The 14658-nt window shown below is 58.9% G+C and carries 12 protein-coding genes and 1 pseudogene; 6 read left to right on the top strand and 7 right to left on the bottom strand.

What is annotated here, in order from left to right; all coding sequences use genetic code 11:
- Window positions 1-49: 49 nt before the first annotated feature.
- From WG907_RS17255 to WG907_RS17265, 3 genes are all read right to left on the bottom strand, one after another.
- A complete protein-coding gene (locus WG907_RS17255; RefSeq protein WP_340234753.1) occupies window positions 50-1066 on the bottom strand; it encodes a ParB/RepB/Spo0J family partition protein in 1017 nt (338 codons plus the stop codon).
- Between the two features lie 46 nt (window positions 1067-1112).
- Complete coding sequence (locus WG907_RS17260) at window positions 1113-2315, bottom strand: AAA family ATPase (RefSeq protein ID WP_340234755.1); 1203 nt, start codon at window positions 2313-2315, stop codon at window positions 1113-1115.
- Window positions 2316-2505: 190 nt separating this feature from the next.
- Window positions 2506-3600 carry a replication initiation protein gene (locus WG907_RS17265; RefSeq protein WP_340234757.1) on the bottom strand — a complete coding sequence of 365 codons (1095 nt, stop codon included), beginning with the start codon at window positions 3598-3600 and terminating at the stop codon, window positions 2506-2508.
- Window positions 3601-4352: 752 nt separating this feature from the next.
- Here WG907_RS17265 and WG907_RS17270 point away from each other — a divergent pair.
- Window positions 4353-4673 carry a single-stranded DNA-binding protein gene (locus tag WG907_RS17270; RefSeq protein ID WP_340234759.1) on the top strand — a complete coding sequence of 107 codons (321 nt, stop codon included), beginning with the start codon at window positions 4353-4355 and terminating at the stop codon, window positions 4671-4673.
- Between the two features lie 82 nt (window positions 4674-4755).
- Window positions 4756-5655 (top strand): DUF7146 domain-containing protein, encoded by a 900-nt coding sequence (locus tag WG907_RS18280; RefSeq protein ID WP_445326836.1) that lies wholly within the window; start codon window positions 4756-4758, stop codon window positions 5653-5655.
- A gap of 485 nt (window positions 5656-6140) precedes the next feature.
- Here the strand turns inward: WG907_RS18280 and WG907_RS17280 are convergent, their stop codons facing one another.
- From WG907_RS17280 to WG907_RS17290, 3 genes are all read right to left on the bottom strand, one after another.
- Complete coding sequence (locus tag WG907_RS17280) at window positions 6141-6770, bottom strand: acyl-homoserine-lactone synthase (RefSeq protein WP_340234761.1); 630 nt, start codon at window positions 6768-6770, stop codon at window positions 6141-6143.
- Between the two features lie 65 nt (window positions 6771-6835).
- Window positions 6836-7582 (bottom strand): LuxR family transcriptional regulator, encoded by a 747-nt coding sequence (locus WG907_RS17285; RefSeq protein WP_340234763.1) that lies wholly within the window; start codon window positions 7580-7582, stop codon window positions 6836-6838.
- Between the two features lie 18 nt (window positions 7583-7600).
- Window positions 7601-8377, bottom strand: coding sequence for an autoinducer binding domain-containing protein (locus WG907_RS17290; protein WP_340234765.1), 777 nt, complete (start codon window positions 8375-8377; stop codon window positions 7601-7603).
- A gap of 244 nt (window positions 8378-8621) precedes the next feature.
- Between WG907_RS17290 and WG907_RS17295 the strand changes: the two genes are divergently transcribed.
- The 3 genes and pseudogenes from WG907_RS17295 to WG907_RS17310 all read left to right on the top strand — a co-directional run bounded on the left by WG907_RS17295 (window position 8622) and on the right by WG907_RS17310 (window position 11648).
- Complete coding sequence (locus tag WG907_RS17295; RefSeq protein WP_340234766.1) at window positions 8622-9188, top strand: hypothetical protein; 567 nt, start codon at window positions 8622-8624, stop codon at window positions 9186-9188.
- A gap of 164 nt (window positions 9189-9352) precedes the next feature.
- Window positions 9353-10620, top strand: a pseudogene (locus WG907_RS17300) (ISNCY family transposase).
- Window positions 10621-11120: 500 nt separating this feature from the next.
- Window positions 11121-11648 (top strand): nuclear transport factor 2 family protein, encoded by a 528-nt coding sequence (locus WG907_RS17310; protein ID WP_340234770.1) that lies wholly within the window; start codon window positions 11121-11123, stop codon window positions 11646-11648.
- Between the two features lie 299 nt (window positions 11649-11947).
- Here WG907_RS17310 and WG907_RS17315 read toward each other — a convergent pair whose 3' ends face one another.
- Window positions 11948-13042 (bottom strand): Gfo/Idh/MocA family protein, encoded by a 1095-nt coding sequence (locus WG907_RS17315; RefSeq protein ID WP_340234772.1) that lies wholly within the window; start codon window positions 13040-13042, stop codon window positions 11948-11950.
- A 412-nt stretch (window positions 13043-13454) separates the two neighbouring features.
- On the opposite strand from WG907_RS17315, the gene WG907_RS17320 reads away from it, so the two are divergent.
- Complete coding sequence (locus WG907_RS17320) at window positions 13455-14294, top strand: SDR family NAD(P)-dependent oxidoreductase (protein ID WP_340234774.1); 840 nt, start codon at window positions 13455-13457, stop codon at window positions 14292-14294.
- Window positions 14295-14658: the final 364 nt, after the last annotated feature.

Raw genomic sequence — 14658 nt, forward strand, 5'->3', positions numbered from 1 at the left:
GAGGCGTGACCGCTCGATGTCACGCCTCCCGTTCTTGCGTCGACCCACTTCAGGCCCAGTGCGCGTCAAGCACCTCGCGAATGGCCTTCTCGGCATCCTCCCGAGAGGCCCCACCCCTATTGAGAAGTGTCAGGCGAATTCCCTTGCGATCGGTGCCCTCGATGCGAAGCACAGCTTTCCCGGTCTCGCTCGATACAATCTGCGCCATTCCTGACTTCTTGGGGGATCCTGACCTTTTGGGGGGATCGGCCGCCAGCGCCAATGCACGGACGATCTCCGGCACAGCCATGGGAGCGCCCTCCCCTCCCGATCGAGCACTGAGCGCGGCCGCTTCGGCAAATACGCGTTGGCGACGATCCTCCGGCTTCAGCAACGGCTTGATCGTTGTGACGTGCTTGATTCGCAAATCCTGAGGATTTGGAAAGGCGACCATCAATTCCACCGGGAGACGCGCGAGATCAAGATAGCGGCTCAACCAGCTTTCCGTGACGTTGATCCGCTCCGCCATGATCTTTTGCCTGCCCTCGTAATAGGCTTCGAGCGCGCGGAGATAATCACGGGCGCGCTCCAGATCACTCAGGTCTTCGCGGGCTCTGTTTTCGATGTCCGCTACGCGAAATGCTTCCTCGTCCGACAATTCGCGAATGTCGATCAGGAAGCGGAAATCGGGGTAATTGTGGCCGCGCAACCAGCTGATCGACCAATGACGCCGCGCGCCGCAGATCACCTCAAAATCATGGTCGGGTTCGCCACGCACACGCCGCACAATTGCCGGCATTTCCTGGCGTCCCTGCGCCTTTATACTCTCGATGAGATCGGCGCATCGTTCCTCGTTAAGGAGCGCATATTCTCGGTTGTGTCCCGCCCACATTCGGCATCGAGCGGGATCCACCAATTCATGCGTGCGACTGACGACCGATCCCGCTGCCAGTTCGGCCAAGCGGTTCTCTCTTCCGGTCAGTACATTAGAACCAAGGCCGGGGCGACGCGGGGCGGGCGCGCCATCTTCGGGCAGATTTATCCCTGCCGCCAAGTCAGCCGCGAAACTCGCATTCTTTCTGCTCATAATGCCGCCCCTTTACCCGGAATTGCACCGGTGCAATTTTTCCATCTCATGCCAGACCTTCCTTGCGCAAACGGCCTAAATGGCTGGGCCACATGGCGCGAATATCCAACTCCAGTTCAGCGTTGACGCCATCGAGATAAGTGAGACAGCGATTGCGCACCGCACTGCTCGTCACGGGGCCGTCGAGTTCATAAACCGTCATAAGACGAGCCGTCGCATTGTCGATCTCAGCAGAATCCTTGAGCGGCGTGCGCACCATCGCGTGACCGAACAACGTCCGCATCAGATTGAGCAGTTCCTTCTGCATCGACTTGTTCTCATCGACCTTCGAGGCAACAAAACGCAGGAATTTTAGAGTTGGCGCAAAGCCGCGTTCGGCCAGCGTCTCGATCGTCTCATCAAGCATCGCCAGAAACGCCGCGGTCGAAGAAAAGTCCATGACGGTGGGAGGCACCGGCACGACGAGAGCATTCGCTGCGCGCAAAACCGACAAGGATATGGCACCAAGGGCCGGCGGCGGATCGAGGACGATGACATCGAACCGGTCGGCAATGCTGGCAATGCCTTGGGAAAGACGATCGATAAGCCCCCCCTGCCCTCGTGCCATTCGGGCCGCGATCTCATATTCCGACTGGAACAACCGCAAATTGGCAGGAATGAGTTCGAGGCCATCAAAGTGCGTCTTGCGCAACGCATAGTCCAGTGACGTCATCTCCTCTTGGCGAAGAAATGGATAAAGCGTGTCGTCCTCAGTCAGATCGAGATCCGGAACATAGCCGAACAGCGTCGTCGCGGAGGCTTGGCTGTCGCAGTCGATAAGGGCAACGCGGTAGCCCTGGATCGCGAGATATTGGGCAAGATGGACCGACAAGGTTGATTTGCCTACGCCTCCCTTGAAATTCTGGACAGCCACGACACAACAGGGATCTTCGGGCGCCCTCCAGGGTCGCGTGCCAAACAGGCCGCGCATATCATTGAGTTGGGCAAGCGTGTAACCCACTCTACGATTATTCTCGGTTCGCGGGGGAGGCGGAAGACGGCCATCTTTTTCTGCGTCGCGGATTGCAGCTGGCGTTCGCCCGACCAAATCGGCGGCCTTGCCAATCGGAAAGGTCGGCTCCCGACGATCATCCGCTCGGGCGCTGCGCGCAGAATCGCGTAGGCGCTCCAGCACCGATGATGTTCGCTGGGCAAGCGTCGCCACCGACAGAAGATCGTGAGTGTCGTCGATGTCTAGTGATGCTGCCACAGGGCGCCCCTTTTTGAAACCAGGGGTATAATAGCGCTACTTGCGCTTTTTCGTCAAACATAAGCGTTATTTCGAAAGTGACACCTCGCGGCAGAGGCGGACGGGGACGTTGGGGGCGATCAACGGCCCTCAAAAGCGACCTATCCTGACTCGGTGGGGGCGCGTAAAAATTCCACCGGTGCAATTCCCTCTATGGCCGCCCCCTTCGAGCAACGAAACTCTCGCAAAATCCGGTCCACGAGCTGAGTAATTTGGCGCCCTTGAGCTTTGCCAGACGGTCGCCCATCTGCTGGCGATAGGCGTCAGCTATGAGATCGATATCCCAACCGCCCCCATGTGATCGGGCAACCGCAGCCAGGGTCTCTGTATTGAACCGGATCGTTCCTTGGGGGAAGACGATCTCAGAGCTCTTCTCAGGTGCGATCAGCCCGCTGATCGCCGCTTTCACGAATGATCCGACCTCCACCATCTCGGCGACCGTCTCCACTGCGCCCTCGCGCCGCGCCTTTCGTCCAGTCGCATGCCTCTCAATCTCATCGACGGTTGCGATCTGCGCGGGCGCATCCTTTGGCTCGAAGCGGAACTCTATTTCTGTTACCGTTCGGCCTTGCCGTATCTCCTTCCACTCGACGCGGAAGTGAGCCAGCTGATCAATTTCGGCCTTCGCCTTCTCGAGCACCTTGCGACGGAGTTGCGCGAAATCCTTATAAACGTCCGGCGATATGCCAAGCGCTGCGCGCAGCGCTGCCATGTCGCCCTTCCAGGTCGACTGGCGACGATGGAGCCGCAGCGATCCAATCTCATAGAGCTTGAGCGCATAGCTCGATCGGAAGCCCAGCACCGCCTGTCTATTCAGGACAGCATAGCTCTCGGATTCCTGGATGAGCTTGCGCGCATCAGGCGTAAACTCCCATTCGATCCAACCCGCATCCGCGCCGTCGGTATCTTCCGCCTCTTCGCGAGACGACGAGATCAGGGAAAAGCGCAGCGTCGCTTTCTTGCCGCGCCAGGACCGGTCGTCGATCGCAAACAAGGTCCGGTGAAGTTCCTCCAACATGTCGGAGATACGTTCATTACCCTTATGACCGCGACGAATATCAGCCTTGCGCATGCGATGCGGCCGATCTTGCCAGGCATCGCCGCCTGCGGTCAGGATCATCAACGCGAGCAATCGCGACGCCGTCAGGCTGAGCGACTGGCCTTTGACGAATTTGATCTCAACGATGCTGCCGGGTTTGGCGAATTCTTCGCCTCCCTTCGCCTGCAGAGCCGCTGCGACACGCATAGCGCGGCCAGGCGCCGAATCGGCTTGGGCCTCTTGCGCTGCATCGGCGCTTAAATTGTCCGCATGTTCCATGTCATATAGGCCGAACGCATATTGGTCAGATTCACCTAATTGCTGCCTGACCTGTCCTCGCTCGTCAAGTCAGGGCAGGCTGAAACACTTTCTGTCGCCCCCATACGGTCAGGTTAGAACCGTGTAGCATTTCCGCAAAAGTCCTTAGATACTGCCGAGTCGCAATGCGATTCACGTTCTGCCCGTTTTCGGCTCGCTCACGCTCGATAAACGGGGCAGAATGACACCATTCCAAAGCGTGGGGGCGCCAAAGGCCATTGCCCCCAATCGGTCAGGATAGCCCCAATAGGTCAGCTATCTGCCCCCGACCGGTCAGGTTGATGCCCCCGCCGGGTCAGGCAAAGTCCCCCGTGCGGTCAGGATAAACGCGACAAACCACTGAAATTGCATACCTTTTCGGCACTGAATCTGAATCACTTAGAATCATGAATCCTTCCGCTGCGAGCAGCGGCGTTGTTTTAAAATGATTCTAAAAGACCAAGCACCCGATTCGCTGATCCTTCAGGTCGGACGGCATAACCCATTTCCCCCTAACTGGGGGGATACCGTCAGACCGGTGTTCCAAGATAGCATCCCGGTCTCGATCCTTGGCAGATGCGCCCAGCGACGAGATCCTCGGCGACCCGACAGCAGCTGAACCACCGCTCGTCGCCGCCGGGCAGACGCAGTGAAGAGGTCGTATGATCAATTTTGCCAAATTCGAAATTATCGGACGGATCGGTGAGATCGACGCCAAGTCCAAGGTCACGAACATCTCGATATGCGCGAACTATCGCCGCCGCGCAGAAGACGACCAGTGGATCGAGGATAGCTACTGGAACCGCGTCGTGATTTTCAGCGAGGGCCAGCGGAAATATATCGATGAGAAGGCGCAGGTTGGCGATCTCGTGCGGATTGCCGGACGGCTCCGTGACACCTCCTACGAGCGCGATGGCACCACCCACTACACGACCGACCGGATCGTCGAAGAGTTCGGTGTGCTCGCGGCAAAGGCGGCATAGGTCGTAGGAGGCAGCGCCGATCGGGCAAGAGGGGAGGGGGCATGCGCGGAGCGAACCTAAATTTTCGATAGGAGTTTCGCTTATGCCAGCCACCATCGACGCAGCGGTTCGCGCCAAGCAGATCGTCGAGAGCCTGGGCGGACGCTGGTCTGGATCGCGCGGCGAGTGCCGCTGCCCCGCGCATGACGATCATTCGCCTAGTCTTTCGGTCCGCCTCGGCACCAAGGCGATCCTGTTCAAATGCTTTGCGGGATGCACATCGACCGATATCCTCAAGGCACTGGATCGTCAGGGTTTGCACGATCGGGAGCCGGTCCAGGTCGAACCGCGCGCGCCGTCACGCGATCTGAGCGGTTTGGCCAGGTCATTATGGCAGCACAGCATCCCCATCGCAGGCACACCGGCTGAAGCCTATCTTCATGCTCGGGGTCTTTACACGCCGACGCCTGACCTTCGCTTCAATCCGCAAACGATCATAGGGAAGGGGACGGATCGGCGCAGCCTTCCGGCAATGATCGCCGCAGTGAGAAATGAGCTGGGTCTGGTCGCGGTCCACCGGACTTTTCTTGATCCCACCGACATTTTGCGGCGCCCCTTCCGCAAGCCCAAGCTGGCGCTGGGCCTGCTCGGTTCGGGCAGCGTGCGGTTTGGTGAGCCGGATGACGTTCTGGGTATCGCCGAAGGGATCGAAGATGCCCTGTCCGCCATCGACTGGTTCCAGTTGCCGGTTTGGGCCGTGCTTGGTGCCGAGCGCTACGCCCATGTCGGCATACCGTCCCATGTGAAGCGCGTCATAGTTTTCGGTCAGCGCAACAAGGCGGCCAAGATCTGCCTGAAGAGGGCAGGGGAACATCTCAGCGCCAACGGGCGAAGGGTCGAGGAGTGGCTCCCATCCGAGCATGACGACTGGAACGACGCGCTTCGCGATCGGCTTGCCCGCAACGCTGTTCCTCGCACCGTGATCCAGACACACGCTCACTGAAGAGAGGAGAGGAGGCCTCCGGCTTGTTGATCCGGTGAACGGCCACATCACGTTGAGGAGATATTCGACCTCGCCAGTTTGGCCCCGCCACATATCCTGATCGCGGTGGGGAAATTGCGGCAGCGCGCCGGGATGCAGTTCGAGAGCTTGAGCGAGATTGAGCTGAATGGTGTCGCACCAAGGCCCGAGCACGGCTTGCGCGATCGCCATGATCTGAGGATGCTGGATGAACGCCGGCGCATGGTTCGATCGTTTGAGCAGACCGCCGAATCTCTTGGTGCGGCTGCCGTAGAACCCACCTTCGCAAAATGGCGTTGCCTCGAAGTGCGGAGCCAGATCTCTCGCCAGCAGCTGGACAATAGTGGGGGGCATGATGTCTTGAAGCACGCACAAGCCCTCGCGCATCAGTGTTTCGTAAATTGACCCGTGGGCCTCGATCTCAGATGCAGGCAGCAGTCTGGTAGCCATGCGATGTCTCCCGGATTTCATGCCGCGGTGCGATCAAGATCCATCAGATGAATCTGCGCGAAGATGCCGGATTGACGCAGCAGGTGCGGGGTATCCGGGGCAATATTGATCCGCATGGCCGAGAGGCCGCGGGGATCGTTGTTGTCCGGCAATCCAAGCGGAAGACATTCCCATCCGAACGCGAGGATCTGTTGGAACCATGCCCATGCGGCCACGCCGGTATAGGTCATGATGCCATTGCTGAGGGCGTATTCGACCAAGGCAGAGACGAGGCGATTGCGCGTGGCGAGCCGCTCGCGAGCCTTCAGTCGGCGCGCGAGGCAGAAGCGGGTTATTTCGCGAACTGTCGGGCCGGTGGGCGGTACGCCATCGCACAGATTGGGGAAGATGGTATCAAGGATGTGCGGCCGGTCAGTCTGGAGCAGACGAGCGGAGCCGGCATGCTCGCCGGTTTCATCGGTGATGACGATATAGACAGCTTCATCATCATCGAACTGATCTATTTCGTAGCGACGGGCCAGAACGGGGATGTCCCAGCCAAGTAGATCGACGAACACGCGCTTGCGCTCTTCAAACATCGATCTGAATACACGGCCACTCAGCGCCTGTTCGATGCCATTTCCTGTAACAACCATGATCACCTCCATATGTGAGGCGATCATTCGATCAGCTTGTCATGATCTGCGTTATCCCCAGAACTGGGGAGGGATCGTCAGCGCAGGATATCGGTGAAGCTAATGGCGCCGTCGAAGAGCGCGCGAATGGCGAGCATCGTGCGTTTGGTTACTCCGTAGCGATCGCGTGCATCCTTGAGATGCTGTGTTACGGTTTCGACGCCGACTCCGAGAATTTTAGCGATTTCCCAATCGGTCTTACCCCGTGCGACCAGCGCGACGCATTCGATTTGACGATCGGTGAGTTGTGGCGCGGCCGCGATGGGGTCGATCGTGGCGCGTGCTATCTTGCGGGCGGCTTCGAACGCGAAGCTGCCGACAAGCTGGACGAGCGGCAGTTGCTCTTCATCGAGTTCCTCCCCATTGCGCATGGCAAAAGAACAGGAACCATTCACCTCGCCGGGGACGTGCGCAGGGATCGTGAATCCATCTCCAAGGCCCGCGGAGCGAGCCGCTGCCAATACCGCGTGGTCCCGCGGGTGGAGTGAGATCATAGCTTCCACCTTCGACCAGGCGAAACCTATGGTCGTCGTATGGCTTGCACGATGGATCGGGTCAGCAGCGTACAGTCGGCCCTCCTCGAACATATCAACCCAATTTCTTGGATAGTTGATAAGGCGGACGGCTGTGCTCCCCGGGTTCAGCAGGTCGATGTGATGCACGAGCGCGAAATAGCTAAAACCCATCGCCGCCGTGATTTCTTCGACAGCCTGCAGGAGGGCGTGAGAGCTCGAAGCGGCGCGGGCCACAGTGCAGAATGCCTGCACTTCGGCAAGGGTGATCATAAGCCGCCGATCTACTTGCTACACGAGAGCCTCAATATTGAGATGTCCGTCGCGGACAGCGCGAAGCACGAGTTGGGTCCGACGGCGGACGCCATAACGACGGCGCGCGCCTTCGACATATTCATGCACAGTGTCGCGGCTCAGACCAAGAATCTGTCCGATTTCCCAGTCGCTTTTGCCCTGTGCCACCAGATCAATGCAGTCGATCTGGCGTGGGCTGAGCGCTATCGGCACGTGTGCCAGTTCATCGGGACCGAGAAGGGTTCGAGCCTGGTCGAACGCGACCGTGCCAATCAATCGGGCAGAGAGAAGGTCCGGGCTCGAAATCTTGTCATCGCTTTGACGCGCTATGGTGAACATCGCGTCGGGCTCGTCGCGCATCCTGATCGGCATGGTGAACCCGGATGCCAGTCCATGTGCGCGACCCCGTTCAAGGATCGAACGCTGGCGAGCATTGGGCGCGATGTAGTCCCCGATCTGATCCCAGGTGAGCCCGGAGACGGTCTTTGCGCAGGCGGCATGGACCGGATCCTCAAGATGGAGGCGCGCGTCTATTACCTCCTCAACCCAGCGCACTGGATAGGTGGTTATCAGCAGCGCTTTGCGGGTGGTCCGTTTCAGGTCAACATTGTGAACCAATGCGAACCAGCGGAATCCGAACTGGTGCACAATCGCATCGAGCAAGGATTTGAGTTGTTCGAGTGTCGTCGCCTGCCGGCATTCAGCTTCAAACGCAGTGATGTCACCGAGGCGACCGGCATCTTCGAGACTACCCATAGTGCGAACGACTCGCATTTCGATGGCGGATTCGTCCAGTCACCGTTCGGCAAAGCCATTGAAAAACAAGACCGGCTGCATCCGACGCGCGACTCCCGGCAGGAAATACACAGGCCGTCTTTGGTGGGAGTTTCCGGTGGCATAATAAAAGGGCGCGCGTGACACTTTACCGTCGGGCAAAGTGTCACAGCCGACAAAATGATAAAATCTACGGCAAAGGGGATTCACTTCACCCCCTATATGTGCTTGATTCAATCCTGTTATGTTGCACGCTCCGATCATCGGCGACGGCCGCCCGCAGCTGGATATGCCGTCCTTGCTGGAGATGCTTGCGCGGTCCTCGTCTCGGCCGCGCTACGCCTTCATGGTGCTCAACCTGATAGCACAGGTTTCCCGTTCCGACGGCAGCGCCGGGCCGTTGGTAGCCAAAGGCGGCGGCCTCATTCCGTTGCGTGACTGGCTTTGCGATGCGCTGACCCCAATGGGCCAGCGTGACCCCCGCCGTGTTGCCCTGGAAGAGCGGATACGCAGCGATCTGGAAATATCAGGCGCATTGCCGGCAGAAGCCGATCAGGCCACGGTGATCGTGGACGACGCCATCCGTGAGCAAGTGCGGGCGTCGGGTAAAACGAATGTGAGCCGGGCGGTATCCGAACTCGTACGCGCTGGCTTGCTCAAGCGGCACTATCAGGGCTATTGTGTCGATCATCACAATCGCGGTGCGCAGCGCCAAGCCGTCTATGTTTTGGCAGGGTGCGCGCGCGGCTTGATTCGCGGCCGACAAGAACAGCCAAGGGCCGTTCCGAGACAGGCAGAACTGGCGTTCTGACCGCCCCAGAATTGGCCAAATTTAACATAACCATTATTATCGAACGGAGTGCATGTAAGCGCTAAATAGAAATGACACCCCTCCGCTAGATAGAGATGTCACTCTCGACGTCGGTGCGTGGGTCATCGGTGGCATGGTCACCTCCTGATTCAGGAGGTGCGCTTATGACGGTGATTGGCATTAGCCATGGCGAGCTTTCACGAGTTGAGACACTGGTTCAGGTGGCTTCTGGCCGACTAACGGTCACGGAAGCTACCCGGATCATGGGTATCACACGACGCCACGCGCATCGTCTGCTGATCCGGTTCATGGGCGATGGTTCTTCCGGCCTCATCTCGCGCCGCCGTGGTCGGCCCAGTAACCGGCGCATGGACGATGCGATCCGGCTCCGGATCGTCGCGCTTGTCCGGGAGCATTATCACGACTTTGGTCTGACGCTGGCCGCCGAGTATCTGGCCGAGCGGCACGATATCCGTGTTTCCCGAGAGACACTGCGCAAGTTGATGATCGAGGCTGGCATCTGGCGGGATCGCGTGGCCCGCCGCCCTCGCCCTTATCAGCCGCGCTATCGGCGGGATTGCCGGGGCGAGCTGATCCAGATCGACGGGTCGAAGCATTGGTGGTTCGAGGACCGTGGTCCGCAATGCACCATGCTCGTCTATATCGACGATGCGACCAGCGAACTGATGCACCTCAAGATGGTCGAGGGCGAGAGCACCTTCGCCTATATGGACACGACACGCGAGTATATCGAGCGGCATGGCAAGCCGGTGGCCTTCTACTCCGATCAGCACAGCGTCTTCCGCAACTCCCGTGCCAGCGCGGCGCGTGGCGATGGCATGACCCATTTCGGGCGGGCATTGGATGCGCTCAACATCGAGATCATCTGCGCCAACTCGCCGCAGGCCAAGGGCCGGGTCGAGCGCGCCAACGGCACCTTGCAGGACCGGCTGGTCAAGGCGCTGCGGCTGGAAGGTATCTGTTCCATCGCGGAGGCCAACGCCTTCCTCGCCAGTTATATGGCCAGGCACAATGCGAGGTTCGCCCGCCCCCCTTCGATGCCCGCAATCTGCACCGCCCCCTCGCGCCGCACGACGATCTGCGCTCGATCATGGTCTGGCGTGAACAGCGGACGGTGACGGCGGCGCTGACACTGCATTACAACAAGGCGATGTTCATCCTGGAGCCGAGCGATGTCCGCCTGAATCTGGCGCGCAAGCGGGTGACGGTCTGTGAATATCCCGACGGTCGATTGGAGATCGAGCATTAGGGCGATGTCCTGCCCTATCGTCAGTTCGACAAGATGCGGCAGGTGAACCAGCCTGCCAATGTCGAAAGCAAGCATCTGGATGCGGCACTGTTGCTGGCCAAAGAAATGCAGGCGATCATGCCGCATCATCGCAAACGCAACAACGACGCCCCTGCCCGCTAGTCGCAGCCTTCGCATTTGTTTCCAGAGCCAGGGCGCCGTCGAAGATCGATCAGCGCACGCTGGGAATCGCAAACCGGGAACGTCGCCCTCCGCTCAGTTTGGCCGAACTTGAGGAGCGTGGCACACTGGACTTTGTGATACCAAAGCAGAATGAATGACTTACCGCAGTTTCCGATCAGCTTCTTCCCGGCTGCGTCGAGTGCAGCCGGACGCTCGAACCAGTGCAAGAACAGGCAACCCGTTGGCTGGCGGATGCGCACTGGATCAGCAATAGTAGCATTGCAGGTCGGATCTGATGCTCGGAATGCAACCCCATGGCTCTTCCGAGAGCTCAAATCAGAGACGATGTACTAAAGCCGGAAGTGTCACTTTCGGAAAATATAAGCATTGACGAACAAGCCGGTCGAGGACCCAATCAAGCGCAGGCAAGGATTCGCTAGGACTCTATCCTCCGCTTTTAACGCGGCTAACATAATTTGTTATTGTTTGAGGAGTGTGAAATGGACGATCTATCGAAACTTGTCGCAGTCGAATCTATTCGCAAAGTCAAGGCGACCTACTGGTATGCGTTGGATACGAAAGACTGGGCGCGCTTCGAGGCTCTCTTTACTGAGAACACGATCATCGACATGCGCGAAGAAGCCTACTTCGCCGAAGGCAAGCCGGTCCCCGAGATGTCTTCTACGCAGGAAGCTGCGGCGGCAGGTGAGGCCGGGATCACGATTGGAAGGCGGGCATTCGTAGCACGGCTCTCGACGGCGCTGAGCACCTGGCGTACCGTACATCACGGCCACGCTCCCATTATAGACATAGACTCGGCCGACGAAGCGCGCGCGATCTGGCCGTTGTTCGACTATATCGATGATGGTAACCGGGTTTTGAAAGGCTATGGCCATTATCATGAAACATATCAGAAACAGAGCGATGGACGCTGGCTGATCAGTTCACTGCGCCTCTCGCGGTTGCGCGGTGACGGAACTCATCCGATCCTCGGCAGTCGCGTCCACGCAGAAGATTCGGCTCGTTAAGCAGCGCCTCCTGAGACTAACGTCAGGAACGGTGCGGCTTCGATTTTATCACTAACCGGGGGCGCGGCAAGGCCCTAAAAGTTCTGTCCCGGTTAACTGAGTCGAGATCTCAGATAATCGGGATGGGACAAGTAGGCAACGGCGCCGACAGTTTGCGTTTGATGGTTGGCTGAGCCAATACAGCCTGCGCCGGCGCGACTTTGGCGATAAGGCCATGCGGGTCTGCCTGTGCTCCGGCGTCAAGACAGCGCAACGGAATATGGCAAGGCAGTTTGCGATGCGAGGCCATGTCGCTCATGCTAGAGATAAGACTGTTGCGTTCCCGTCTGCGCTGCTTTCTGCAACGCATCCAGCATCTTGTAGCGCAACACAGCATGGGCAAAATCCGGTGCGCGGTTTCCGCCATCGCGCATATCCGCGACGATATGGGCATAGGCCTGTGCCACATTGAGAGCGACGCCCTTAGGCCTGCCGGGCGCCCAGTAGCATTGCTCGGGCGTGGGCAAAAGCGCCTGCACCATACCGGCCTTTGCGCCGGAGACCGAAAGTGGAACAAGTTCGCCAAAGCCGTTCGGGGCGGTTACGGTGATGTCGCCTTCCGTCCCGTTAATCTCCCACAGAAAATTGGTGCCAGTCGACATACCCCCACGATAGTGAACCGAAAGCATCGCCCCTGACTGGAAGCGGCCAGCCATGATAATCTGGTCTGGCGTATTCAGCTTCGCTATGCGTTCGGTGCCAATAATCCGAGACTGGGTCCGGCGTTGCGCGGTCCTAGCGACCAGATTGTCGAGTTCCCCGAGGCAGGCGCAAATGCCATCCAGCGTATGGCCAAGCGGGATATGAAGCATTCCGGCACCGGATTGGACATCGAGCACGTAGGCATCATGCGGCATGACGACTGGGCCCCAGATGCCGCCCGATGCGATAATGGAAGACGACAGCACTTCGCCGACATAGCCGTCGGCAATAAGCGTGCGGACGTGATTGAATTCGGGGCCTGAGCGCGCCTGCAGGCCGACAAAATTGCGGATGCCTGCAAGTCGAGCCATCTCCGCCAATTTTACTGTTTCCTCAAGTCCGTTACCCAGCGGCCATTCGCATAATACCGCCTTGCCCGCCTCAATCGCCATGGCAACAAGGTCGAAATGGAGAGGTACTTTAACGTTCACCACCACGAGATCGACATCGTCTCGCGCGACCAGTTCGGTAGCATTATCATAGGCCGGAACACCGAACACCGTGGCCGCCTTGTCCGCCGTCTCCCGGCGCGACGTGGACACCGCCCGCAACTCCAGATCGGGTGATGCGTCGATCGCGGGCATATGCGCTTCGAGTGCCCAGCCCCGTTCCGGGCTGCCGCCGATAATTCCTATGCCGATCGGTTTTGTCATGGCTGATTTCTTTTTTGGCGACTCTCGACGCCGCTGCCTGTTTAAACCGGGTCAGCCGTTACGCCGAGCAGGCTGGGTTCAAGGACCTGGTCCAGAATTTCGTTTCGTGTCAGGTCCTCGCACCGACTCGCGTGTGCTATGATAATTCAAGCGTTGAGTGCAAGCCATTGATGGCGCTTCTGGCCGCTTGACGTCGTGAATGACAGTAGCTCGCGGTGCGATCTGGCCGCGTTCGTCGCTCCTCACTGCACAGGCGCATGACTGAATCAGCATATCGCCGCTTTGTCTCCTACTTCTACGTCCGATTGCCCTACGCTCGCCGCTTCGAACGATTGCGTCGGTTTTCGGCCGAACGTAGGCGAGAATGAGATCATCAACTGGAAGAGGATAAGACATGGCAAATATCCTGGTGGTGGGCGGCGCGGGCGGAGTTGGATCCGCTGTCGTGGATATGCTGGCAGCGCGCGGTGACACCGTGACGGCAACGGTGCTCGACCAAGCCGAAGCCGATCGCGTCATGGCAAAACATGGCAGCATCGCCGTGCATCAGGTCGATCTCAGCGACGCCGACCTTGCGCTGGATCAATTCTCCAACATTATCGATGCAATGCCGACGCTGGACGCGGTAGCAATGTGCGCCGCGATCGCGCCCTTTGGTCCGACCGAGGTTACCCCGCTTGCAACCTTTCGGAAGGCGTTCGAGATAAATGTAATGGCGGACATCGCCCTGTTCCAGGCGGCGATGCCGGCATTGCGCAAGAGCCAGGGGCGGCTCGTGCTGGTAACGTCTATAGCGGGTCGCTTCGGCATGCCGATCCTGCCGGCCTACACCTGCTCCAAGTTCGCGCTGGAAGGTGTTGCGGAGGTCATGCGTCTCGAAGTCGCTCAGCACGGCGTGAAGGTCAGCATGATCGAGCCTGGTGGTATCAAGACACCGATGGTCGAAGAGCAGATCGCCACTGCGTTGCAGCGTCGCGACGAACTGACCCCCGAGCACAGGCAGCAGTACGGTCATCTTTACGATGCCTTTGCGCGAGTAGCGCGCGAGGGTCATGACACCTCCTCCTCCACGGCTGAGCAGATCGCCGCTGTCGTGATTAGCGTACTCGATTCGCCCGACCCGGAAATGCGTTATGTCGCCGGCGATAGTGCCCAAAGGGTCATCAGCATGCTGAAAACCGCCCCTCCGCGAGATTTCGAGGCGATGGTCGGTCAGATGTTCGGTTCGGCCGGGACTATGGCTGCTGAATAGACGGATCTGGCCCCGCTATGATCCTGGTAATGTGTGTGCGCCGCGAACCTTCCTCCTTCATCGGCGCGCTGCCCGCTACGGCGCGCCGACCCTGATCGATTACCGGGCATAAAAGCCGTGTTCACAGACCGACAGGCCGGCGTTCTTTGAAAATGGGCCCGTCGCCCGGACTTTTCGCCATGCGCAGCGCTGCTCGCCTGGATTATGTTGCGCCCAATTTTATGTCCAGTGTGCCAACGCTTGCACCCTGCATTATCGCACAGATCAACATGCTTATCCGTTGCGACTGCGGGTTTGCCCAGACATTTGGCGAGGTCAGCGCGGATATAATTGGTGACGTACGCCCGAACTGGTGCGCGCTTTA

The sequence above is a fragment of the Sphingobium fluminis genome (assembly GCF_037723805.1).
Lineage (GTDB): Bacteria > Pseudomonadota > Alphaproteobacteria > Sphingomonadales > Sphingomonadaceae > Sphingobium.